Raw genomic sequence first — 19,440 nt, 5'->3', positions numbered from 1 at the left:
CGGCGCTACGCCCCATCCCCAGAACAGGAGGCATGCATGAGGTCCCGGCACGGCCCGTTAAGGATCGGCATAGGCGGCCCGGTGGGCTCCGGCAAGACGACGCTCTGCGAGGTCCTGCTAAAATCCATGCGCGATCGCTATTCCATGGCGGTCGTCACCAACGACATCTACACCAAGGAGGACGCGCTGATCCTCGCGCGCCTGCAGGCGATCTCGGAAGACCGCATTGTTGGCGTGGAGACGGGCGGCTGCCCGCACACGGCCATCCGGGAGGATGCCTCGCTCAATCTGGCGGCCATCGCCGATCTCAACCGCCGCTTCCCCGATCTCGATGTGATCCTCATCGAAAGCGGCGGGGACAATCTGGCGGCGACCTTCTCGCCCGATCTGGCCGATCTGACGCTGTATGTGATCTCGGTTTGCCAGGGCGAGAAAATACCCCGCAAGGGCGGCCCGGCGATCACGCGGTCGGACCTGCTCATCATCAACAAGACCGACCTCGCCCCCCATGTCGGCGCCGACCTCGATGTGATGCGCGCGGACACGGAACGGGTCCGCGAAGGGCGGCCCTATGTGATGACGGACCTTTCTCGGCGAAAGGGCGTCGACGAAATCGCCGCCTTCATCGAGAAGATGGGCGGATTGGCGGTTCCTGCCCAGGCTTGAGGCCGAGCCCCGAAACATCGCTGGCGCCAGGGACAGATGCACCCTTGCTGCCCCGCCGCGTCGGCGCCGCATCGGCGAGCTTCGCGTAAAGATCCAGGTAGCGCCGCTCCATCCGTTCCGGCGAAAATCGCTCGCGCGCTGCCGCCCGGCAAACCGCTGGATCGAGCGTGGACGCGGCGGCGATCGCCTTGGCCATTTCCGAAACATCCTTCACGATGAAGCCCGTCCGCCCATTCTCGACCACCTCGGGCAGGGCTCCATTGGCAAAGGCCACCACGGGGGTGCCGCAGGCGAGCGCCTCCATCGCGGTGAGCGAACTGGTCTCGGCCACCAGGCTCGGTATGACCACGCAGCGAGCGGATGCGAGCAGGCGGCGCTTGCGGTTGAAGCCGAGCGGTCCCAGGAACCGCCTGCGAGTATCGAGGAGCGGCGTCACCTCGTCGCGGAAATAGCGCTCGTGCGCCTCGTAGGGAAAAACCTTGCCGCCGATGAGGAGCGGCACGTCGGCCACCCGGCTCGCCTCAAGCGCAAGATGGATGCCTTTTTCGGGGCAGATGCGGCTCAGCACAAGCGCATGGCCGCGCTTGCGCTGGCGCGTCTCGAAGAGCTTCCGTGGGACGCCATTCTCGATCGGCGGCAGCAGGGCGGCGCCCGCCGGGGCCGTGCGATGCTGGGCCTGCGAAACGCAGTGGAGCCAGAGATTCGGGCGGCGCTGGAAGATCCAGTCGGGATACCAGTCGAGGGGCAGGTGCAGCGTGGCAAGGGTAGGAACCCTTTCCGGCAAATAGGCGTGAAAGTCGATGCCGTGCAGATGCACGAGATCGACATGCTCCCTCGCAGCCACCGCGGCGATCAGCCGGCCCAGCTCCGCCCAGACCTGGTGCCGGACCGCTTCATCGATGGGCCCGGCCGGCACGGGAAGCGGCACAAGCTCGCCGGCCGGCTTCGATCCCTCGCAGGCGATGACCAGCGATCTGTGGCCGTGGCGCACCAGCGCCTCATCCAGCGCCGAGAGCACCTGCTCCGCGCCGCCGACCGCATCCGGGCCTACCGGCGCGAATGGATAGGCGACGCTGAGGACCGCTAGAGCCATTTGGGCAGGCCCAGCTCCCGGCATGCCTTGTCGACCAGGGCGGGCCAGTCGGAGGGACGCAGCCCCCAGTCGAACTGGCCGTAAAGCACTTCCCCTTCGTTGGGCAGCTGGTGGAAATCGCAGGGCATGGCGGGCCTGAACCGTTCCGCCTTCAGCCGGAAGGTGCCGAGCGTCCGCTGCTGGGTGACGTGGGCGGCGAGCATCCGCCGCTTCATCTCCGCCGCCTCCTCGTCCAGCGCGATCGCGAATTCGAGTTCGTGGCCCGGCGCAAACTCCTGAAATACCCATTCGCCGTGCCGCATATGGTAGAGCGGGAATTCATAGACCGCCGGCGCTGGGAGATTGCGCTGGCCCAAGAGGTGGCACGCCGCGCGGGCTATGAAGGCGGTAGCGTCGTGATCCGGATGACCGCCTTCATAAGCGTGAGTGATCACGGTTCCGACTTCTGTCTCCTGAAGGAGATCGGCGAGCCGCCGGGAAAGCTCTGAGAGCCGGAAGGCTGTGGACTGGTCGGGAACATCGAAGGAAAGGAGCGCCTCAGGGCCGAGCCCCGCCACCGCGACTGCGGCCTCGAGCTCGCGGCGGCGCGCGGCGGCATAGTCCTCGCGCCTCGAAAAGCCCTGCGCTTCCGCGTCCGCCATGTTCACGGGCGCGCCGTCGGTCACATGCAACAGGCGAACGCCTTGCATGCGGGTGAGCTGCCCGCCGATGGCGATCGTCTCGTCGTCGGGATGGGCGACCACCACGAGCACGTCACGGCAGTCGAGCACCCCACCTTCGGGCGAGCAGATCAGCTCCAGCAAGGATTCCGCCGGCGAGAGGAGCTCGAGCTCGGCCAGGCTGAGCATCGCTGTCATGCGGCACCCCGGATCTGCGTGTCGGCACGGCCGGCATAGCGCTCGATCATGGATGCGCAGAAATCCGCGAATTCCTGCGGATTGAGCGGCGCGCTGGTATGGTGAGGAGCGATGCCGCGATGCTCCGGCGTGAAGCAGAAAGTGACCGTCACGTCGAAATCGGCCAGCGCCTCCATCTGCCGGTCGAACCAGTCGAGCGCGTTCGGGCGGAAGCTGTCGGCCCAGGAGAGGCCGGTGCGCAGATATTTCACGCCCAGCCGCTTCATCCAGGTGACAGCCTCGTCGAGACGCGGATCCTCGAAGTGGAACCATTGGCAAAGGCCGAATTCCGGCGTGCATTCGCCGAACTTCTCCAAGGACGGCTTCGGCGTTCCGTCCTCGCGGATCAGCCCCATATAGAAGTGCCGGTAATAGGAGGAGCCTTCCGCCTCCTTGTGGCGCGTGGTGGCGCCCCAGGCCTGCGGCAGGTCGAAAAGACTGTACCATTGGACGCGCGGCGCCCGGCCCTTGAGCAGCTCGAAAGTCCGCTGCAGGCCCCAGACCTGAACCTCCTCGGCGCCGAAGGTGGAGATACCCACTTCGCTCACCCAGACGGGCAGATGCGTGACGGCCTGGATTTCGGCGAGCTTCTGCGGCCATTCGTGGATCTGCCACAGGTTCCAATCGAGCGGAAAGCCGTGGACGGCAATCGCGTCGACGTGATCCAGCACGCCCTTGCCCTGGAGGTTCTGCACGAAGAGCGGATCGATGGGCGACATGCCGCCCAGCACGCGAACGACATTGGGGTTGACGCTGTGAATCGCGTCGGCCGCGCCGATGGCCATTTGGGCGAAGAGGCTCCAATCGGGATCGATCTCCGGGTCCCAATGGGACTTGTTGTTCGGCTCGTTCCAGATCATCGCGGCTTCGATCATCAGTCAGACCCCTCGTTCAACTTGCTTGAAAGACATGACAAGCTCGCGACGATGCGCAAGCAACTGGCGCCCCGCCGGCGCACCGGCGGTGACATGGGCGCCGGGCACCGGCGCGCCTTGCTCGACGGCGCTGTGCCGCAGCAGGTCATTGGCGGCGCGGTAGCCTTCGAGCGTGCCGACATCCACATAGGCGCGGCCGGCGCGGATGCCCTCCGCCCTGCCACCCTTGGCCAGATAGGCATTGACCAACGTGCCCATATATTCGTCCGTGCGGCCGCGCTCGAGCCAGAGCGCCAGAAGCTCGTGCAGGATGCGGCCGGACATCTTGAACCCGCCCCAGATCCAGTTGGTCGAGGCGTTCTGCTGCTTCACCTGGATTTCCCGGACATTTCCGTCCTCATCCGTCTCGACCGCGTCGAATGCGGACGGGTTTTCCACCGGGAAGAGCAGGAAGGAGAGCACCCCGTCGGGCAGTGCCTGGTACCCGTCGGCCGGCATCCAGATCGTGTCGGGCAGGCCGACCAGCAGATGCTCGTCCGGTGCGATCAGCGGCGCCACGCGGAAGATCGCATCGCACAGCCCGCTCGGCTCCGGCTGCACGACATAGGCGATGGAGGCGCTGCCATAGCTGCCGCCGTAATATTCAAGGATGTCGGACTTGCCGGGCGCGATGACGAAGCAGAGCTTGTCCGCTCCGCCCGCGATCATGCGCTCGCACAGATATTCGCTGACGGCGCAGGGCCGCTCGGCCCCGTCCGTCAGACGGCTGCCGACGGGCAGAAGCTCCTTCGAGAAGGCCAGCGGCTGGATTCGGCTTCCGCAGCCTGCGGCCGGAATGATTCCCCACATCGGAGCACCTCCTTCATGCCTGCAGCGCGGGCTCGCCGGCGGCGGCGGATTTCAGATCGTCGAGAATAGCTTCGAACTCGATGGCGCGATGTTCGGACGTGTGGCTGGAGAGCACCCGCTCGCGCGCTGCTTCCGCGATGCGACGGAGTTCCGCGTCGCCAAGGTCGAGAGCGGCGGTGACATCTTCCGATTCGAGCGCGACCAGGATCTCGCGTCCCGGTTCGAAGAAGGCGTCGAGCCCCTGCCACCAGTCGGAAATAATGGGAACGGCGCAGGCCGCCGCCTCGAACAGCCGGCCGGACGGGCACCAGCCCATCTTGGCCATGGCCCGGCGCGTGACATTGAGCGTTAGCCGTGAGGAGGAATAGAAGGCCGGATGTTCCTCAGGCGGCAGATGGCGGACGAAGAAGACATTCTCCGCCCATGGAAAATCCTGCGGATACTGCGCCCCGGCAATGACGAAGCGCAGATTGGGACGCCTGTGCGCCGGCTCCAGCAGGAAGGCGGAAACGCCTGCCTGCCGATCCTCGGCATAGGTGCCGATATAGGAAAGGTCGGCCGCATAGTGTTCAACCGGCGTCGTCGGCCGGTGCACGCACGGATCGACATGGCCGTAGAGCGGGGCGACGATGCGGGCTCCGAGCCGCGATTTCAATTCGTCAAGCGCCTCGCCGCCCGTATAGCTAAGCACCAGGTCGAAGTCGGTGAGGCCGCGCGGCCCGATATAGCTGGTGCTCTCGCCGCGCTCGAGGACGGACAGCGTCACCGGCGTATCGAGATCGTAAAAGAGGCGGACAGGGCGCGGCGCGGCAAGGACGAGATCGGAGGCGGCGACCCCATCGGGGCAATACGAAGAGACGAGCGCGACATCCGCATCGGCCAGGTGACGGCGGGCGGCGGGCAGCGCATCCTCCCAATCGCTGTAGAGAATCAGCTCACCATTCTCGATCTCGTATAGGTCGCGCGCGCCGGCATAGTAGGGAAGGTCGCGCTCGAAGAAGACCACCGTCCAGCCGCGCCGGCCGAGCGCGCGCACGAGGCCGCGCCAGAGCGTGGCATGGCCGTTGCCCCAGGAGGAGCTGATGCTGAGGCCGAAGATCACCAGCTTCATGCCAGTGCTCCCACGGGAAGCTGCGCGGGACGGACGTTCTGCGCGATCAGCGTTGCGCCGCCCTTGCCGATGGCCAGCGTCGTGATCGATGCGGGAGCGATCTCGAACCCGTGCACGCTCTGGAAGGGGAGGTCGAGATAGCGGCAGAGGGCCGCCTTGATGACATCGCAGTGGCTGACCAGCGCAAGATGCTGGCCCGCGCGCTCGCGGCAAAGCCGCTCCATGAAGCCGGTGATGCGGGCGGCGGCGCGTTCCATCGTGTCGCCTGCGGGCGTGGCCGCGCTGCCGCGCTCCTCGTTCCAGATCCGCCAGGCCGGATCGGCGGCGAGATCGTCGAAGCTCCTGCCGGACCAGCCGCCGAAATCGATCTCGTCCAGCTCCTCCGCGGTCCTGCTCTCAACGCGCGTCTCGCGGGCGATGATCTCGGCTGTCTGCTGCGCGCGCAGCCGGGGGCTTGCATAGATGGCGTCGAGCTTCTCACCTGCCATGTGCCTGCCGAGGGCGAGCGCTTCCTCGCGGCCTTCACCTGTCAGCGGCGCGCCCGGAAGGCGCCCCGTCAACACCCTGCCGACGTGGCCATGCGAGGCATGGCGCAGGAGGTGGAACACGGTTTTCACTGCTTGAGGCCGGAGGGAAGTTCGTCCTCGCCGGAAATGAACTGAAGCGTGCGCAACCGGGCTTCCGCGTCGGTGAATTGCTGCGGCGGCGACTTCATGAAATAGCTGGACGGGCCGATAAGGGCGCCGCTCTCGCCGCGGTCCATGGCGAGCTTGGCGCAGCGCACCGCGTCGATGACGATGCCGGCGCTGTTGGGCGAGTCCCAGACTTCCAGCTTCAGCTCGCAATTGATCGGGACGCCGCCGAAGGTGGTTCCTTCCATGCGGATATAGGCCCACTTCCGGTCGGTCAGCCACGGCACGTGATCGCTCGGGCCCACATGGATGTTTTCCGGCTCCATGGGAACCCCGAGCTGGCTGGTGACAGCCTGGGTCTTGGAAATCTTCTTTGATTCCAGCCGCTCGCGCTCCAGCATGTTCTGGAAATCGGTATTGCCGCCGAAATTGAGCTGATAGGTGCGGTCGAGCTGCACGCCGCGCTCGCGGAAGAGGTTTGTGAGCACCCGGTGCACGATGGTGGCACCGAACTGGCTCTTGATGTCGTCGCCGATGATCGGCAGGCCGCGCTCCTCGAACCTTTTGCGCCATTCCGGCCGCGAAGCGATGAAGACGGGCATGCAGTTGACGAAGGCGCAGCCGGCCTTCAGCGCCTCCTCGGCATAGAAGACGGCGGCCTGCTCGGAGCCGACCGGAAGATAGGAGACGAGCACATCCGTCCTGGTCTGGCTCAGCACCTCTGCGACATCGACTTCCGCCTCGTCGGATTCCTCCACCTCCTCGCGCAGATACTTGCCGATGCCGTCAAGCGTCGGGCCGCGCGAGACGGTGACGCCCGTGCGCTCCACCTCGGCGAATTTGATCGTGTTGTTGGGACGAGCGAAGACCGCCTCCGCCACGTCGCGCCCGACCTTGGAGGCATTCACGTCGAAGGCGGAGCTGATGACGACGTCGTCGATGAGATAACCGCCGATATCGGCATTCATGATCCCGGGAATGGGATTGTTGGAGCGCAAGCCGCGGTAATAGGCCAGCCCTTGCACGAAGGAGGACGCGCAGTTGCCGACGCCGACAATACCCACGCGCACTTGAGCACCATGCATAGTCTCGTCTCCATGTCTCCAGGAGGAAGCGCCCATGCGGCTCCGCGGGCAAGATCGCAGCCGAACTCCCTCCAACCGGAGGGAAACAGGCATGGCGCGATTTGGTTCCCGCTTCGCAGGTGCTCGCCTGGCCAGATACCCGCGGGGACCGGGGCTACACCGCCGCGGACTTCAGGCTGCCTCGGACACTTTCAGGGCGACGCGGCGGTAGAATTCGGCACGGCGCAGTTTCAGTGCTCGGCAATGCAGTCCCTCGCCGGCCGGTCGTAAGAGAGGCCAAGGGAGACGCCGCGAATTCAGCCGGGCGTGATGGGCACCGCATGGCCTAGATGCGGCTGATAGGCCAGGCGGGGGCCCCAGATGGAGAGGCGAAGGGCCTCGAAGCCGCGCTGCGATACATCGCCGATGGTCCAGCGGATGCCGAGCTCCCTTCTCACGCCGCTCTCTGCGCGCCTGGGGCCAGGTAACGCGCGTGGGTCGGGCTGTCCGCGGCGCCCCAGCGATATTTGTATTCTTCCCGCCCGCGCAGGAAATCGAAATTCGTCAGGTTCCCGTGCTCGGCTTCTGCGATCGCGTGGCCGACGAGCACCGTGCCGAGGCCAAGATTGGCATGCTCTGGGTCGAAGCCGCCGATATAGTAGAAGGCGCGCTCCTTGCCCCAGAGCACGCATATTGCAGCCACGATATGCCCGGCCCTGCGCAGGGAATAGAGGCGAAGCAAACCGGCCTGCTCGAGCAGCACGGCGGCCTCCTGCTGCCACGCCAGAAGGCGCGGGTCAGCGAACACGCCCGGCTCCTGCCGGTTCTGCCAGCGCCGCGTATGCAGGTCGGCGAGGCATTTCACATAGTCGGATCCGAGCTCCGCCGGCTCGCTCACTCCGCTGCGGGCGGCGCGTCGGGAATAGTAGCGCAGGTTCTGCCGCATATTCGGGCTGAGCTGGGCCGGCAGGGAAAGGATCGCGCAGCTCTCGGACAGCCCGCGCCGGTCGTCCCAGCCCTCCGGGGCGGGCGAGCGCAGCAACGGCGAGTTTTCCGGCAGCTGGAACAGATCCACAGGCTCCTCGATCTGCAAAAGGGCGGATGCGATCGCGTCCGGCTCAATATCCGGATCGAACAGGCCGCCGAGCCAATCCGAAGTGCCAGCGCCCCAGAGGAGCAGCCGGCCGTCAAGCCGCATCAGGGGTATGAGGCCGACGAGCTGCCCGTCCTGCCGCAGCGCCAGGACGACGCTCTCGCCGTCATTGAAGTGGCGCCGCCAGGGCAGAAGCCAGGCGGGGCTCTGGAATGGCGTGGCGCAGGGGTCGCGGCGCCATAGGGCCCACCACTCCTCCTCAAGGGATTCCGCTTCGTTCAATATCTCGATTTGCATCCACAGATCGCCGGGAAGGCCGGAACCCCCGTCCCGGCAACGGCGCCCCAACACGCCTGGCAAGGATTTGTTCTGTTGCTGCCGAAAATCAGCCGATCAGCGGCGGCGGGTCGACGGCAAAGCCACGCTCGCCCTTGCGGCAGAGATACACCTCGCGCTCCGGGTGCTCCTCTATGACGAAGCCGCTGTTGCGCAGCATCGCCTCCACCGCGGCGCGGTTGGGGAAGAACCAGTTGGTCGGATCGCCCGTATAGCGGTGTTCGATGAAGTGGAGTTTCGGGAATTCCGGCCTGTCGAACACATCCCACTCGGCGAAGGGATAGTCAGGATCGAGTTCGGCCAGCTTGTTCGAGCCGCGCTGCAGGCATTGGAAGAGCATCTGGTCCTTCGCCACATGCTCGTAAATGAGGTCGAGCGCCAGCAGCGGATAACGCAAATGGTAGAGCACGCCCATGAAGATGACGAGATCGAATTTCTCGCCGAGCCGGCCGAGTTCGTAGACCGACATCTGCCGGAACTCGATATCCACGCCTGCCTGCTCGGCGGCGAATTCGGCCTGGCGCAGGTAATGCGGATCGCTGTCGATCCCGAGCACGCGGCCGGCGTTCCGCCGCTTCATCTCGATCGTGTAGAAGCCGGCATTGCAGCCGATATCGAGCACCGAGCGCCCTTCCAGGTCGTCAGGGATGACGTGGGAGAAGTTGCGCCATTTGCAGTTGGGATAGTCGCCCAGGAAATGCTCAGGCGCAGTCTGGATGCCGCCGATCGTCATGTTCTGGAACCAGGGACCAAGCTCGGCGATGCGCCGGGCCACATCATTCTGGAAATTCGTGTTCATCGGGTCCCGCTTTCCTCGTTCCTGAACATCTCGCCTCCTTGCTCGAGCGGATCGGGCGCGGTTAAGGGCGCCCGCAATGGCTCCGGCGCCGCTGTCTGCTTCGCCGGTCCACTTCGGCTCTCACACGAAAAACCCGGCCAACCTCCTGCCGAAGAAGTGCGCGGGAAACGCATCAGCAGGAGGAATGTTCCGCAAAGGAAAGGTTAGTCGGCAGCCGGCAAACCGCGCGGCAGCTTACAAAAGATTGCCCCGTGATTGCGCCGGCGCGCGGGCCGGCCTACTTCTTGACGACCTCGACCCGGCGGTTGAGCGCGCGGCCCTCGTCATTATCATTGCTGGCGAGCGGTGCTGCCGGTCCGACGCCGAGCGCCTGCAGGCGCGCTTCGGCGATGCCGTGCTCCTGGACCAACGTCTGGACCACGCGCGCGGCGCGGCGACGGGAAAGGTCCATATTGTAGTCGAGACCGCCCTGCATGTCCGTGTGCCCGACCAGCAGGACCGACAGTGTGGGGTTCTCCTGAAGCAGCTTGGCGATTTCGAGGATCTGCGGCGCGGAATCGGGGCGCAGCGTGTCCTTGTCGAAATCGAACTGGATGCCGTGCAGCGCAACACGCCCGCCACGGGCGAGGTCGTCGCGCATGGCATCCGCCTCCACCACGACCATCTTCTGTTCCATGGCCGCGACTTCCACCACGTCGAGCTGCACCATCGCCCGGCCCTTCGCAGGACCGCCGCTGCCGTTCCTCGTCACATAGACGGCGGCATAGACGTCGCCTTCGGGGCGGGCGAGCTTGGCTGCCAGATAGCGGTGATCGCCCTCCCCCCAGAGGAGCATGTAGCGCGGCCCGCTTTCGATGGTGCGCGGCACGTCTCCGCACTCGGCCTTCGCGCAGGAAAACAGCGTCTCGAACCCGGCTTCCGCAAGCGCATTCTCATAGTTGCGGAAAACCTCCAGCACGGAGCGATCGGCCGGCCCGCGATAGGTGATCCGCGCCAGCTTGCCCTCGAGAATCGTGGTACCGGTGCTCGCCTCCTTGCCGGTGCGGAACTCGTAATCGGTGAAGGCTTCCGCTTCGTAGCCGACGATTTCCGAGCCCTCATAGCGGGGGATGAGCGGGTGGTCGGCACTGCCCTCAAGGTCTTGCGCCCAAGCCGGGCAACATAGGCCCGCCGCCAAGCCCGCCACCAGCGTGGCCACCGTGAAAACCCGCGAAAGCATCAAAGCCCCTCCCGCTCCAACACCGGCGCGACGCGTTGCATGGACGCGCCTGTCACCCTGAACCATGCCGCATCCCCGCCGCCTTGCCAAGCTGCCCGGCAGACAGGCCTAGAGGAGGCCTCGCGCGGCGAGGTTGCGCATCAGGGCGGCGGTGCCGAACGACCATTCGGGGCACTCGGTGGAAAGGCGCACGGTGTTCTTCAGCACGCCCAGCCTGTCGTTGGAGATGCTGACGATGTCGCCCGTCTTGTGCGTAAAGCCCTGCCCGGGTGCGTCCCGATCCTCAATGGGGGCGAAGAGCGTGCCGAGGAAAAGGACGAAGCCGTCCGGATACTGGTGGTGCCGGCCGAGGGTCTGCGCCACGAGGTCGAGCGGATCGCGGCTGATCTCCCGCATCGAGCTGCTCCCCCTGAGCACGAACGCGTCCTCCCCTTCCACCAGCAGCTGGAGCTCGGCATTGCGGACATCGTCCATGCCATAGCTGTCGTCGAACAGGCGGATGAAGGGGCCGATGGCGCAGGAGGCGTTGTTGTCCTTGGCCTTGCCGAGGAGCAGCGCCGATCGGCCCTCCACGTCCCGAAGATTGACGTCGTTTCCGAGGGTGGCGCCCTTGACGCGCCCGCGGCTGTCGACGGCGAGCACCACCTCCGGCTCCGGATTGTTCCACTGCGAGACTGGGTGGAGGCCCACAGCAGCGCCCCAGCCCACCGCCGACATGGGCTGGCTCTTGGTGAACACTTCCGCATCCGGGCCGATGCCGACCTCGAGATATTGCGACCAGACGCCCTCCTCGATCAGCGCCTGCTTGACATTGGCCGCCTCCGGCGAGCCCGGCACCAGGTTGCGCAGGCTCTCGCCGATGATGGCGCCCACGCGCTCGCGAACCGCCGCCGCTTTGGCTGCGTCGCCCGCCGCCTTCTCCTCGATGACCCGCTCGATCATGGAACGCGCGAAGGTGACCCCGCAGGCCTTCACCGCCTGCAGGTCGCATGGGGCGAGAAGATGCACGCGATCACCCGCGGCCCCTTCCGTGGAATTGGCCGCGATCTCCTCCAGTGATCCGAGATCCTCGCCGGCGGCACTGTCGGCCACGGAAACGGGATCGTCCTGCTCCAGAAGATCGCGCATGGTGGGCGTCTGGCGCGACGTGATGTCGAAGAGGCGGCCGTCGCGCATCGCGACCAGGGCTGGCCCCCGCACGTCCGGGCGCCAGACCCGGCCGACGAAATGCCCGCGCTTGGCCTCAACGGAATCAAGAATCATCGCCGCCTCCCGAACCAATCCCGAAAGCTGACGAGTAGCGCCCTTGGGACGCGAGGGAAAGACCCGCCGCCTGCGCAAATCGCCCGCCGGAATCCTTGCACCAGCCGCCAAACGGTTTAAACAGGAAAGCATTCCTGCGGACTCGTCCGCCCCTCAGCCTAGATCGAGGACACCATGACGACACCCACCCCGCCTTTCCGCGCCGACCATGTCGGCTCCCTGCTGCGGCCCGTTCCGGTCAAGGAGGCGCGCAAGAAGTTCTACGAGGACAAGTCGATCTCGGCGGAAGAGCTCAAAGAGGTCGAGGATGCCGCCGTCACGGACATCGTGAAGATGCAGCAGAATATCGGGTTCAACGTCGTCACCGACGGCGAGCTGCGCCGTTCCTTCTGGCACTATGACTTCATGGGCGCGCTGGACGGCTTCGAGCTCGTCGAGCGCGAGCCCGAGAAGGGCGTCCAGTTCAAGGGCGTCACCCTGCGCCCGGTCGTCCCGACGATCACCGGCCGCCTGGATTTTCCGGATGATCACCCGATGCTGGACCATTTCCGGTACCTCGCATCGGTGACGAGGGTCATGCCGAAGATCTCCATTCCGGGCCCGAGCTGCTGCCATTTCCGCACCGCGGCCGCCGACATCCACCCGAAGGAATACCAGGACCTGGAAGTGCTCTTCGCCGACCTTGCCCGCACTTATGCCAAGGCCGTGCGCAAGTTCTACGAGGCGGGCTGCCGCTACCTGCAGATGGACGACATCTTCTTCGCCTATCTCTGCGATCCGAAGATCCGCGAGCACAAGCGCGCCGAGGGCCTCGATCCGGACTGGCTGATCGAGAAATACGCATGGATGATGCAGGAATCCATCAAGGACCGGCCCGACGACCTGGTGATCGGCATGCATATGTGTCGCGGCAACTTCAAGTCCGCCTGGGTGGCGGAGGGCGCCTACGACCCCGCGGCCGATGCGATCTTCAACAAGATCGACGTCGACATCTACTTCATGGAGTATGACACGGAGCGGGCCGGCGGGCTCGAGCCGCTGCGCCTGTTGCCCAAGGGCAAGAAGCGCGTTCTGCCGGGCTTCATCACCACCAAGGTGCCGGACCTGGAATCGCTCGACGACCTCAAGCGGAAATTCGAGGCCGCGGGCAAATATGCCGATCTCGACCAGCTGGGCATCGCCCCGCAATGCGGCTTCGCCTCCACCGAGGAGGGCAACAAGATCACCGAGGATGACCAGAAGCGGAAGCTGGAACTGGTGATCAAGACCGCCGAGGCGATCTGGGGCGAGGTGTGACGCGGCGCTGAAGCAAAGCGCGTTAGGTGGCGCTCTGTCGTGCCCCCCGCTTCGCCTGCGGGCACCGGCAGGCGAAGAACCGCGAGAGGGTTGCGCGCTCTCCATGCTGCCCTTTTAGGCAAAGCGCTCCCTACCCCTCGAGCGCCGCCTTCCCCAACGCCTTCAGCCTGCCCGCTATGTAGCGCTCGTTCTGGGTGACGCCGCCATAGCCGTAGGCGTCGCCGCGCACCTCGTTCACATGGACATAGCTTTCGCCGTGAAGCGGACCGAGCAGCTCTTGCATCCTGGCGAAGGCGGCCGCCACGAACGCCGCCTTCTCCTCGCGTGTGTTGGTCCCCTCGACTATGCGGATGTCGATCCAGAAGCTCGCCAGACCGTGCTGCGCCAGCGTCCGGTCGGCGACGAACCAGTGGCTAGGTTTAACCTCCTCCGTAATGATCGCGGTCACGTTCGGGTCCTTGCGCAGGACCTCCGCGGAAAGCTGGTTGACTGCCTTGGCGATGGCTTCGGCCTTCGCCCGAGCGGGCTGCGGGGTGGCGTATTGAACGGTGATCAAGGGCATTGTGTGCTCCATCGGGTGAATGATGAGCCGGAGGCTACCCCCGATCAGCAATCTAGAAAACTTGTGGTTCTTGATTTCAGCCATAAAGAAATGTCATAGTCGGAGCTATGCAGACGCTCGACCTTGATGCCGTTCAGACATTCGCCCTCCTGGCGTCGCTGTTGAACTTCACGCGGGTGGCGGAGGCGACGGGCACGACACAGTCGGCGGTGAGCCTGAAGCTGAAAAGGCTGGAGGCCTCGCTCGGCCGGCGGCTGGTCGAGCGCACGCCCCGGTCGGTCCGCCTCACGGCGGAGGGCGAGGCATTCCTCGAACATGCGAGGGCGTTACTCGAGGCGAACGAGCGGGCGCTGTCGGGCGCACCGGGATCGGCAGCGCGGCTTCGCATTGGCATCAGCGACCACGTGCTCGGGAGCGAGTTGCCCATGCTGCTGGCGCGGCTCAGCCAGGCCGACCCGTCGCTCGCGCTGGACCTCAGCATCGGCTTTTCGCAGCAGCTCATCGAAGCCCACGATCAGGGAAGGTTCGACGGCGTGATCGTCCGCCAGGAGCGGAGCAGTCGCGACGGGGAAACTTTGGCGGAGGACGAACTGTCCTGGTTCGCCGCCGCCTCTTTTCACAAGCGCGCGGGCGAGCCCTTGCCTCTCGCCAATCTCGCATCGCCCTGCGGCATTAGGGCCATTGCGGTGCGCGCCCTGGAGGCTGCCGGCCAGCCGTGGCGCGAGGCTTTTGTCGGTGGCGGTGTGAGCGCGGTATCGGCCGCCGTTTCGGCGGGCCTTGCCGTGGGGGCCTTCGCCCGGCGCGTCGCCCCGCCCGGCTGTATCGACGTCGCGGCTAAGCTCAGCCTCCCGCCCCTGCCGCGCACCAAGGTGGTGCTCTATTCGCGCGTCAGCGAACCGCGCGCGGTCGAGGCTTTCCGGGTGCTTGCCGCCGGCTTCCGCAGTGCGGCGGGCCGGTAAGGCCGCAGCGCTCAGCGAGCGCTGGCCTAGAGCAGCGGGTCGGGCGCCATCTCCAGATGCAGCTTGTCTCCTTCCCAAGGATGGGCTTCCGCCACCGCTTCGTCGAGTTCGACCCCGAGCCCCGGCTCCTTGGACGGGATCACATAGCCGTCCTGCCACTCGATCTTCTTCTTCAAAAGCTTGGCGTGAAAGCCGTCCCAGGTCTTGATCGATTCCAGGATCAGGAAATTGGGCAGGGTGACGGCGAGCTGGATATTGGCCGCCGCGACGATCGGCCCGCAATAACAGTGCGGCGCGATCTGGACGTGATGCGCCTCGGCCATGGCGGCGATCTTCTTGGTCTCGAGAATGCCGCCGGAACGGCCGAGATTGGGCTGTAGGACCGCCGCCGCGCGATGATCGATGACGCGGGCGAACTCCCACTTCGTGGCGAGCCGCTCTCCGGTGGCGATGGGGATCGACGTGCCCCGCGCGACCTCGGCCATGACTTCGGGCATGTCGGGCGGCACCGGCTCCTCGAACCAGAGCGGATCATAGGGCTCGATTGCCTTTGCCATGCGCAGCGCGCCCGCCGCCGTGAACTGCCCGTGCGTTCCGAAAAGGATGTCCGCGGAGGTGCCGACCGCCTCGCGCACGGCCTTCACCATCCGGACCGAAAGGTCGATATCCTGGAGGCGCGGCTGATGCCCATCGAAGGCCGTATAAGGGCCGGCGGGATCGAACTTCACAGCCGTGAAGCCCTGGCGGACGCAGGCCGTGGCGGCAGCCGCCGCCAGATCGGGATCGTTATAGACGTTCCGCTCGGCGTTCTCCGCCTCGCCCGGATAGACGCTTCCGCTGTCCGGGTAAAGATAGGTGTAGGAGCGCAGCGCCTCGTGCACCTGCCCGCCCAGCAGCTTGTAGACCGGTTTTCCCGCTTCCTTGCCGATGATGTCCCAGCAGGCCGTTTCGAGCGCCGAGACACAGCCCATCATGGCAATGTCCGGACGCTGCGTGAAGCCGGAAGAGTATGCGCGGCGGAAGAAGCTCTCGATGTCGTGCGGATCGCGGCCGATCAGGTAGCGCTCGGCCACATCCTCGATCATGGCTGCAGTGACCTTCGGCCCGAAGCTCGCACTATAGGCCTCGCCATAGCCGACCACGCCGCCATTCGTCGTGAGCTTCACGAATATGAAGTAGCGCCCGCCGGCCTGCGGCGGCGGGTTTCCCACCACGAAGGTTCTTATGTCGGTGATCTTCATGCGGGCAGCTCCAATCTGGCAGGACGGCGCGACGGTGCGCGATCCTCAGCCGACGCGAAGGGCTTTTCCGCCGGCCACGCCAATATGCCGTTCGAGCAGGCCCGCGTCACTCAGCAGCGTGGCGCTCTCGCCCTCCCACACGATGGCGCCGCGATCCAGGATGACGGCGCGGTCGGTGAGCGGAAGCACCTTGCGCGCCTTCTGCTCGATGATGATAGCCGACATGCCCTCGTCCGACACGAGCCGGCGCAGAACGCCGAGGAGTTCGTCCACGATCACCGGCGCAAGACCCTCCAGAGGCTCGTCGAGCAGGAGGAGTTTCGGGTTGAGCATCAGCGCGCGGGCGATCGCCAGCATCTGCTGCTCGCCGCCGGAAAGCTGGCTGCCGAGATTTCCCCGCCTTTCCTTCAGCCGCGGGAACATTCCGTAGGCGCGCTCGATGTTCCACGGGCCCGGCCGGCTGATGGCGGTCAGGTTCTCCTCGACCGTCAGCGAACGAAAGATGTTGCGCTCCTGCGGCACCCAGCCGATGCCGGCCGCCGCGCGGCGTTCCGGACGCATGCGCGTGATATCAGTGCCGGCGAAGCGGATGGTGCCCGAGTGGAGCGTGGTCACGCCGGCGATGGTGTCGACCAGTGTGGTCTTGCCGGTGCCGTTGCGGCCGAGAAGGGCGAGCCACTGCCCCTCCCCCAGGGTGAAGTCGATTTCGGACAGCACCCGTGCCTCACCATAGCCCGCGACGAGTTTTTCGATGCGCAGGAGCTCCGCCGTCATGCGTCCTCCCCGAGATAGATGGCCTTCACGCGCGGGTCGGCGGCGATCTCGGCCACCGTGCCTTCCGTGAAGAGCGCGCCGGCGACGAGCACCGAGATGCGGTCGGCGAAGGAGAAGACCAAGTCCATATCGTGCTCGATGAGGATCACCGTCACCTCCGCCGGCAGGGCGCGGACGATGGCGAGCACCTCGTGGCGCTCTTCCTCCGGCACGCCGGCCGCCGGCTCGTCGAGGAGGAGGACGCGAGGCTTGGCCGCAAAGGCGAGCGCGATCTCGAGCAGCCGCTGCTTGCCATAGGGCAGGTGCGAGGTGCGCTCGCCCATGACGTCCGTCAGGCCGAATCTTTCAAGAAGCCCGGCTGCCTCGTCCACGGCCTCGGCGTGGGCGGCAAGCGGGGCCCAGGCGGAAGCGCCGAGCCTCTCACGCTCGTTGATGGCCAGCACCACCGATTCCAGCGGAGTGAAGTCGGGGAAGAGCTGGTTCACCTGGAAGGTGCGCGCAAGGCCGCGGCTCACGCGCCGATGGACGGGCAGGCCCGTAATGTCCTCCCCTTCCAGGACCACGCGGCCCGATGTCGGCTTGAGCGAGCCGGTGAGGAGATTGATCAGCGTTGTCTTGCCCGCGCCGTTCGGCCCGATCAGCGCGTGCCGCGCTCCGCGCTGCACGGTGAGCGAGACATTATCCGTCGCCACGAAGCCGCCGAAGCGCTTGACCAGGTTGCGTGTCTCAAGAACGGTGCTCATCCGCCGCCCCCGAGCTTCACGCCGGGCCGCCAGCTCGCGGCGCGCTTGAAAACGCGCTGCACCGGCGCGGGCAGGAACGTGTGCCAGCGGGCAAGGTTCTCGCGCCCGATGAGGACGATGACCACCAGCACGAGGCCGATCCAGAACATCCAGTATTGCGGCGTGATGACCGACAGCCAGTCGCGCAGCAGCGTGAAGACGATCGCGCCGATGATGCCGCCATAGAGGTAGCCGACGCCGCCGATCACGAGCACCAGGAGCACGTCGGCGGAGCGGTGGAAGGCAAGGACGTCCGGCGAGACAAAACTGGTCGTCTGGGTCAAGAGCGCGCCCGCAAAGCCGGCATAGACGGCGGCGATCGTGTAGATGACGACGATGCGGCTATTCGCCGGCACGCCCACCATGGCGGCGCGCACGCGATTGGCCTTGATGGCCTTGAGCGAGAGGCCGAAAGGCGCGTGGACCAGCCGCCGCGCGATCAGCATCGCCAGGAAGAGGACGGCAAGCGAATAGATATAGCCGGTCCGGCCCCACAGATCGAACTCGAACAGACCGAGGATCGGCCCGATGGTGAAGCCGCCGAGCCCGTCGGCGCCGCCGGTGAGCCAGGCCATCTGGTTGGCGAGCTCCGCCAGCATCAGGGCGATGCCGAGCGTCGTCATCAGGCGCGTGAGATCGGAGCCGCGCAGGACGAGGAAGCTCGCCGCAAAGCCGAAGATGCCGCTCGCAAGACCCGCCACGAGAAGCCCGGTGACGGGTTCGGTGAAGTAGTGCCGGGCAAAGAGGCCGGCCACATAGGCGCCAAGGCCGAAAAAGGCCCCGTGCCCGAGCGAGACGATGCCGGCATAGCCAAGGATGAGATCGAGTGAGACGGCAAAGAGCGCGACGATGGCGATCTCCGTCAGGAGCAGCGCCTTGGACGGCAGGAGGAAGATCAGCGCCACGGCGACGAGCCACAGCACCAGCTCATAGGCTCGCCATGCACTGCGCCGGCGAAGCTGTGCCGCGGCCAGATGCTCCGGAGCGGCCGCGGAGACCGCCTCCTGGCTTTCGCTGACCGCCGTCATCGCGCGCCCTCGCGCGAAAACAGCCCATGCGGGCGCAGGACCAGCATGATCACCATTACCCCATAGATGACGAAGGCGCCGATCTGCGGGAAATAGTATTTTCCGGCGACGTCAGCGATGCCGAGGAGAAGGGCGGCGAGGAAGGGGCCGGTCATTGACGAGGTGCCGCCCACCGTCACCACGATCAGGAAATAGACCATGAATTTGAGCGGGAAGTTGGGATCGAGGCCGAGGATCTCGGCGCCCATGGCGCCGCCCAGCCCGGCAAGGCCGGAGCCGAAGGCGAAAGTGAGCGCGAACACGGCGGAGACATTGATGCCGAGCCCGCGCGCGACCCGCCCGTCATCGACGGCGGCGCGCAGCTGGCTGCCGAAGCGGGTCTTCGCCAGCACGAGCTGGAGCGCGACCACGAGGACGGCGCAGACGGCGGTGATGAACAGCCGGTAGCGCCCGACGCCGATGCCGAAGATCTCCGTCCGGCCGTTTAGCTCCGGCGGCAGGTGGATGAGCTGCTGCTGGCCCCCCATCAGATAGTGCACCGCAGCGACCGACATGAAGACGAGCCCAACCGAGAAGAGCACCTGGTCGAGATGGGGAGCGGAATAGAGCCGGCGATAGAGCGTGCCCTCCAGAAGCGCGCCCAGCGCGGCGACGACCAGGAAGGCGATCGGCAGGCAAAGATAGAAGGAGACGCCGTAGCGGTTCATCAGCACGACGGTGATGTAGCCGCCGGCCATGGCGAAGGCGCCATGGGCGAGGTTGATGAAGTTCATCAGGCCGAGGGTGATGGCAAGGCCCACGGCGATGATGAACAGCAGCATTCCATAGGCGACGCCGTCGAACAGGATGGTCAGCATGAGACCGCTGGGTCCTTGCAATGGAAAGCGGCGGGAAGTTCCCTC

The 19,440-nt window shown here is 65.9% G+C and carries 21 protein-coding genes; 3 read left to right on the top strand and 18 right to left on the bottom strand.

All coding sequences use genetic code 11. The annotated features are described in order from the left end of the window. Positions 1-36: 36 nt before the first annotated feature. Positions 37-666 (top strand): urease accessory protein UreG, encoded by a 630-nt coding sequence (gene ureG, locus RIN79_RS13500; protein WP_309085188.1) that lies wholly within the window; start codon positions 37-39, stop codon positions 664-666. Here the strand turns inward: ureG and RIN79_RS13495 are convergent. The 12 genes from RIN79_RS13495 to RIN79_RS13440 all read right to left on the bottom strand — a co-directional run bounded on the left by RIN79_RS13495 (position 623) and on the right by RIN79_RS13440 (position 11,896). Next, positions 623-1,759, bottom strand: coding sequence for a glycosyltransferase family 4 protein (locus tag RIN79_RS13495; RefSeq protein ID WP_309085187.1), 1,137 nt, complete (start codon positions 1,757-1,759; stop codon positions 623-625). The two genes, ureG and RIN79_RS13495, sit on opposite strands and share 44 nt — an antisense overlap. Then, positions 1,750-2,616 carry a PIG-L family deacetylase gene (locus RIN79_RS13490; RefSeq protein WP_309085186.1) on the bottom strand — a complete coding sequence of 289 codons (867 nt, stop codon included), beginning with the start codon at positions 2,614-2,616 and terminating at the stop codon, positions 1,750-1,752. Before RIN79_RS13490 ends, RIN79_RS13495 begins: the two co-directional genes overlap by 10 nt. Beyond that, a complete protein-coding gene (locus RIN79_RS13485; RefSeq protein WP_309085185.1) occupies positions 2,613-3,530 on the bottom strand; it encodes a beta-xylosidase in 918 nt (305 codons plus the stop codon). Before RIN79_RS13485 ends, RIN79_RS13490 begins: the two co-directional genes overlap by 4 nt. Before the next feature lie 3 nt (positions 3,531-3,533). Further along, positions 3,534-4,379 (bottom strand): nucleotidyltransferase family protein, encoded by an 846-nt coding sequence (locus RIN79_RS13480; protein WP_309085184.1) that lies wholly within the window; start codon positions 4,377-4,379, stop codon positions 3,534-3,536. Between the two features lie 13 nt (positions 4,380-4,392). Further along, a complete protein-coding gene (locus RIN79_RS13475; RefSeq protein WP_309085183.1) occupies positions 4,393-5,490 on the bottom strand; it encodes a glycosyltransferase in 1,098 nt (365 codons plus the stop codon). Next, a complete protein-coding gene (locus tag RIN79_RS13470) occupies positions 5,487-6,098 on the bottom strand; it encodes a histidine phosphatase family protein (RefSeq protein WP_309085182.1) in 612 nt (203 codons plus the stop codon). The genes RIN79_RS13475 and RIN79_RS13470 overlap by 4 nt, the downstream gene beginning before the upstream one ends. Positions 6,099-6,103: 5 nt before the next feature. Beyond that, a complete protein-coding gene (locus tag RIN79_RS13465; RefSeq protein WP_309085181.1) occupies positions 6,104-7,207 on the bottom strand; it encodes an inositol-3-phosphate synthase in 1,104 nt (367 codons plus the stop codon). 296 nt (positions 7,208-7,503) lie between these two features. Beyond that, positions 7,504-7,644 carry a hypothetical protein gene (locus RIN79_RS13460; protein ID WP_309085180.1) on the bottom strand — a complete coding sequence of 47 codons (141 nt, stop codon included), beginning with the start codon at positions 7,642-7,644 and terminating at the stop codon, positions 7,504-7,506. Further along, positions 7,641-8,576: a GNAT family N-acetyltransferase gene (locus RIN79_RS13455; RefSeq protein ID WP_309085179.1), complete on the bottom strand. Its 936-nt coding sequence runs from the start codon at positions 8,574-8,576 to the stop codon at positions 7,641-7,643. Before RIN79_RS13455 ends, RIN79_RS13460 begins: the two co-directional genes overlap by 4 nt. Before the next feature lie 88 nt (positions 8,577-8,664). Beyond that, complete coding sequence (locus RIN79_RS13450) at positions 8,665-9,414, bottom strand: TIGR04290 family methyltransferase (protein ID WP_309085178.1); 750 nt, start codon at positions 9,412-9,414, stop codon at positions 8,665-8,667. Positions 9,415-9,691: 277 nt separating this feature from the next. Further along, positions 9,692-10,633 (bottom strand): DUF4892 domain-containing protein, encoded by a 942-nt coding sequence (locus RIN79_RS13445; RefSeq protein WP_309085177.1) that lies wholly within the window; start codon positions 10,631-10,633, stop codon positions 9,692-9,694. Positions 10,634-10,741: 108 nt separating this feature from the next. Then, positions 10,742-11,896, bottom strand: a complete 1,155-nt coding sequence (locus tag RIN79_RS13440) for a fumarylacetoacetate hydrolase family protein (protein ID WP_309085176.1) — start codon at positions 11,894-11,896, stop codon at positions 10,742-10,744. A 174-nt stretch (positions 11,897-12,070) separates the two neighbouring features. Here RIN79_RS13440 and RIN79_RS13435 point away from each other — a divergent pair, with 174 nt between their 5' ends. Next, on the top strand, positions 12,071-13,192 hold the full coding sequence (locus RIN79_RS13435) for a 5-methyltetrahydropteroyltriglutamate--homocysteine S-methyltransferase (protein WP_309085175.1): 1,122 nt from the start codon (positions 12,071-12,073) through the stop codon (positions 13,190-13,192). 130 nt (positions 13,193-13,322) lie between these two features. Here the strand turns inward: RIN79_RS13435 and RIN79_RS13430 are convergent, their stop codons facing one another. Next, complete coding sequence (locus RIN79_RS13430; RefSeq protein ID WP_309085174.1) at positions 13,323-13,754, bottom strand: 4-oxalocrotonate tautomerase family protein; 432 nt, start codon at positions 13,752-13,754, stop codon at positions 13,323-13,325. A 107-nt stretch (positions 13,755-13,861) separates the two neighbouring features. Between RIN79_RS13430 and RIN79_RS13425 the strand changes: the two genes are divergently transcribed. Then, positions 13,862-14,713 carry a LysR substrate-binding domain-containing protein gene (locus tag RIN79_RS13425; RefSeq protein ID WP_309085173.1) on the top strand — a complete coding sequence of 284 codons (852 nt, stop codon included), beginning with the start codon at positions 13,862-13,864 and terminating at the stop codon, positions 14,711-14,713. Positions 14,714-14,739: 26 nt separating this feature from the next. Here the strand turns inward: RIN79_RS13425 and RIN79_RS13420 are convergent, their stop codons facing one another. The 5 genes from RIN79_RS13420 to RIN79_RS13400 are packed head-to-tail and all read right to left on the bottom strand — an operon-like array spanning position 14,740 to position 19,395. Continuing rightward, positions 14,740-15,954 carry a mandelate racemase/muconate lactonizing enzyme family protein gene (locus tag RIN79_RS13420; RefSeq protein ID WP_309085172.1) on the bottom strand — a complete coding sequence of 405 codons (1,215 nt, stop codon included), beginning with the start codon at positions 15,952-15,954 and terminating at the stop codon, positions 14,740-14,742. 45 nt (positions 15,955-15,999) lie between these two features. After that, positions 16,000-16,728 (bottom strand): ABC transporter ATP-binding protein, encoded by a 729-nt coding sequence (locus tag RIN79_RS13415; protein WP_309085171.1) that lies wholly within the window; start codon positions 16,726-16,728, stop codon positions 16,000-16,002. Further along, positions 16,725-17,471 (bottom strand): ABC transporter ATP-binding protein, encoded by a 747-nt coding sequence (locus RIN79_RS13410; RefSeq protein WP_309085170.1) that lies wholly within the window; start codon positions 17,469-17,471, stop codon positions 16,725-16,727. The genes RIN79_RS13415 and RIN79_RS13410 overlap by 4 nt, the downstream gene beginning before the upstream one ends. After that, positions 17,468-18,538, bottom strand: a complete 1,071-nt coding sequence (locus tag RIN79_RS13405) for a branched-chain amino acid ABC transporter permease (RefSeq protein ID WP_309085169.1) — start codon at positions 18,536-18,538, stop codon at positions 17,468-17,470. Before RIN79_RS13405 ends, RIN79_RS13410 begins: the two co-directional genes overlap by 4 nt. Further along, complete coding sequence (locus tag RIN79_RS13400) at positions 18,535-19,395, bottom strand: branched-chain amino acid ABC transporter permease (protein ID WP_309085168.1); 861 nt, start codon at positions 19,393-19,395, stop codon at positions 18,535-18,537. The genes RIN79_RS13405 and RIN79_RS13400 overlap by 4 nt, the downstream gene beginning before the upstream one ends. Positions 19,396-19,440 lie beyond the last annotated feature (45 nt).

It is taken from the genome of Chelativorans sp. (assembly GCF_031180965.1).
In the GTDB taxonomy this organism is placed as follows: Bacteria; Pseudomonadota; Alphaproteobacteria; order Rhizobiales; family Rhizobiaceae; genus Chelativorans.
The sequence above is the reverse complement of the archived record's forward strand: the minus strand, read 5'-3'. Positions and strand labels throughout refer to the sequence as shown.

Bases quoted from the DNA above. Each gene is read 5' to 3' on its own strand.
- ureG (WP_309085188.1), top strand. From the start codon at position 37: ATGAGGTCCCGGCACGGCCCGTTAAGGATCGGCATAGGCGGCCCGGTG.
- RIN79_RS13495 (WP_309085187.1), bottom strand. From the start codon at position 1,759: ATGGCTCTAGCGGTCCTCAGCGTCGCCTATCCATTCGCGCCGGTAGGC.
- RIN79_RS13490 (WP_309085186.1), bottom strand. From the start codon at position 2,616: ATGACAGCGATGCTCAGCCTGGCCGAGCTCGAGCTCCTCTCGCCGGCG.
- RIN79_RS13485 (WP_309085185.1), bottom strand. From the start codon at position 3,530: ATGATCGAAGCCGCGATGATCTGGAACGAGCCGAACAACAAGTCCCAT.
- RIN79_RS13480 (WP_309085184.1), bottom strand. From the start codon at position 4,379: ATGTGGGGAATCATTCCGGCCGCAGGCTGCGGAAGCCGAATCCAGCCG.
- RIN79_RS13475 (WP_309085183.1), bottom strand. From the start codon at position 5,490: ATGAAGCTGGTGATCTTCGGCCTCAGCATCAGCTCCTCCTGGGGCAAC.
- RIN79_RS13465 (WP_309085181.1), bottom strand. From the start codon at position 7,207: ATGCATGGTGCTCAAGTGCGCGTGGGTATTGTCGGCGTCGGCAACTGC.
- RIN79_RS13455 (WP_309085179.1), bottom strand. From the start codon at position 8,576: ATGCAAATCGAGATATTGAACGAAGCGGAATCCCTTGAGGAGGAGTGG.
- RIN79_RS13450 (WP_309085178.1), bottom strand. From the start codon at position 9,414: ATGAACACGAATTTCCAGAATGATGTGGCCCGGCGCATCGCCGAGCTT.
- RIN79_RS13445 (WP_309085177.1), bottom strand. From the start codon at position 10,633: ATGCTTTCGCGGGTTTTCACGGTGGCCACGCTGGTGGCGGGCTTGGCG.
- RIN79_RS13440 (WP_309085176.1), bottom strand. From the start codon at position 11,896: ATGATTCTTGATTCCGTTGAGGCCAAGCGCGGGCATTTCGTCGGCCGG.
- RIN79_RS13435 (WP_309085175.1), top strand. From the start codon at position 12,071: ATGACGACACCCACCCCGCCTTTCCGCGCCGACCATGTCGGCTCCCTG.
- RIN79_RS13430 (WP_309085174.1), bottom strand. From the start codon at position 13,754: ATGCCCTTGATCACCGTTCAATACGCCACCCCGCAGCCCGCTCGGGCG.
- RIN79_RS13425 (WP_309085173.1), top strand. From the start codon at position 13,862: ATGCAGACGCTCGACCTTGATGCCGTTCAGACATTCGCCCTCCTGGCG.
- RIN79_RS13420 (WP_309085172.1), bottom strand. From the start codon at position 15,954: ATGAAGATCACCGACATAAGAACCTTCGTGGTGGGAAACCCGCCGCCG.
- RIN79_RS13415 (WP_309085171.1), bottom strand. From the start codon at position 16,728: ATGACGGCGGAGCTCCTGCGCATCGAAAAACTCGTCGCGGGCTATGGT.
- RIN79_RS13410 (WP_309085170.1), bottom strand. From the start codon at position 17,471: ATGAGCACCGTTCTTGAGACACGCAACCTGGTCAAGCGCTTCGGCGGC.
- RIN79_RS13405 (WP_309085169.1), bottom strand. From the start codon at position 18,538: ATGACGGCGGTCAGCGAAAGCCAGGAGGCGGTCTCCGCGGCCGCTCCG.
- RIN79_RS13400 (WP_309085168.1), bottom strand. From the start codon at position 19,395: ATGCTGACCATCCTGTTCGACGGCGTCGCCTATGGAATGCTGCTGTTC.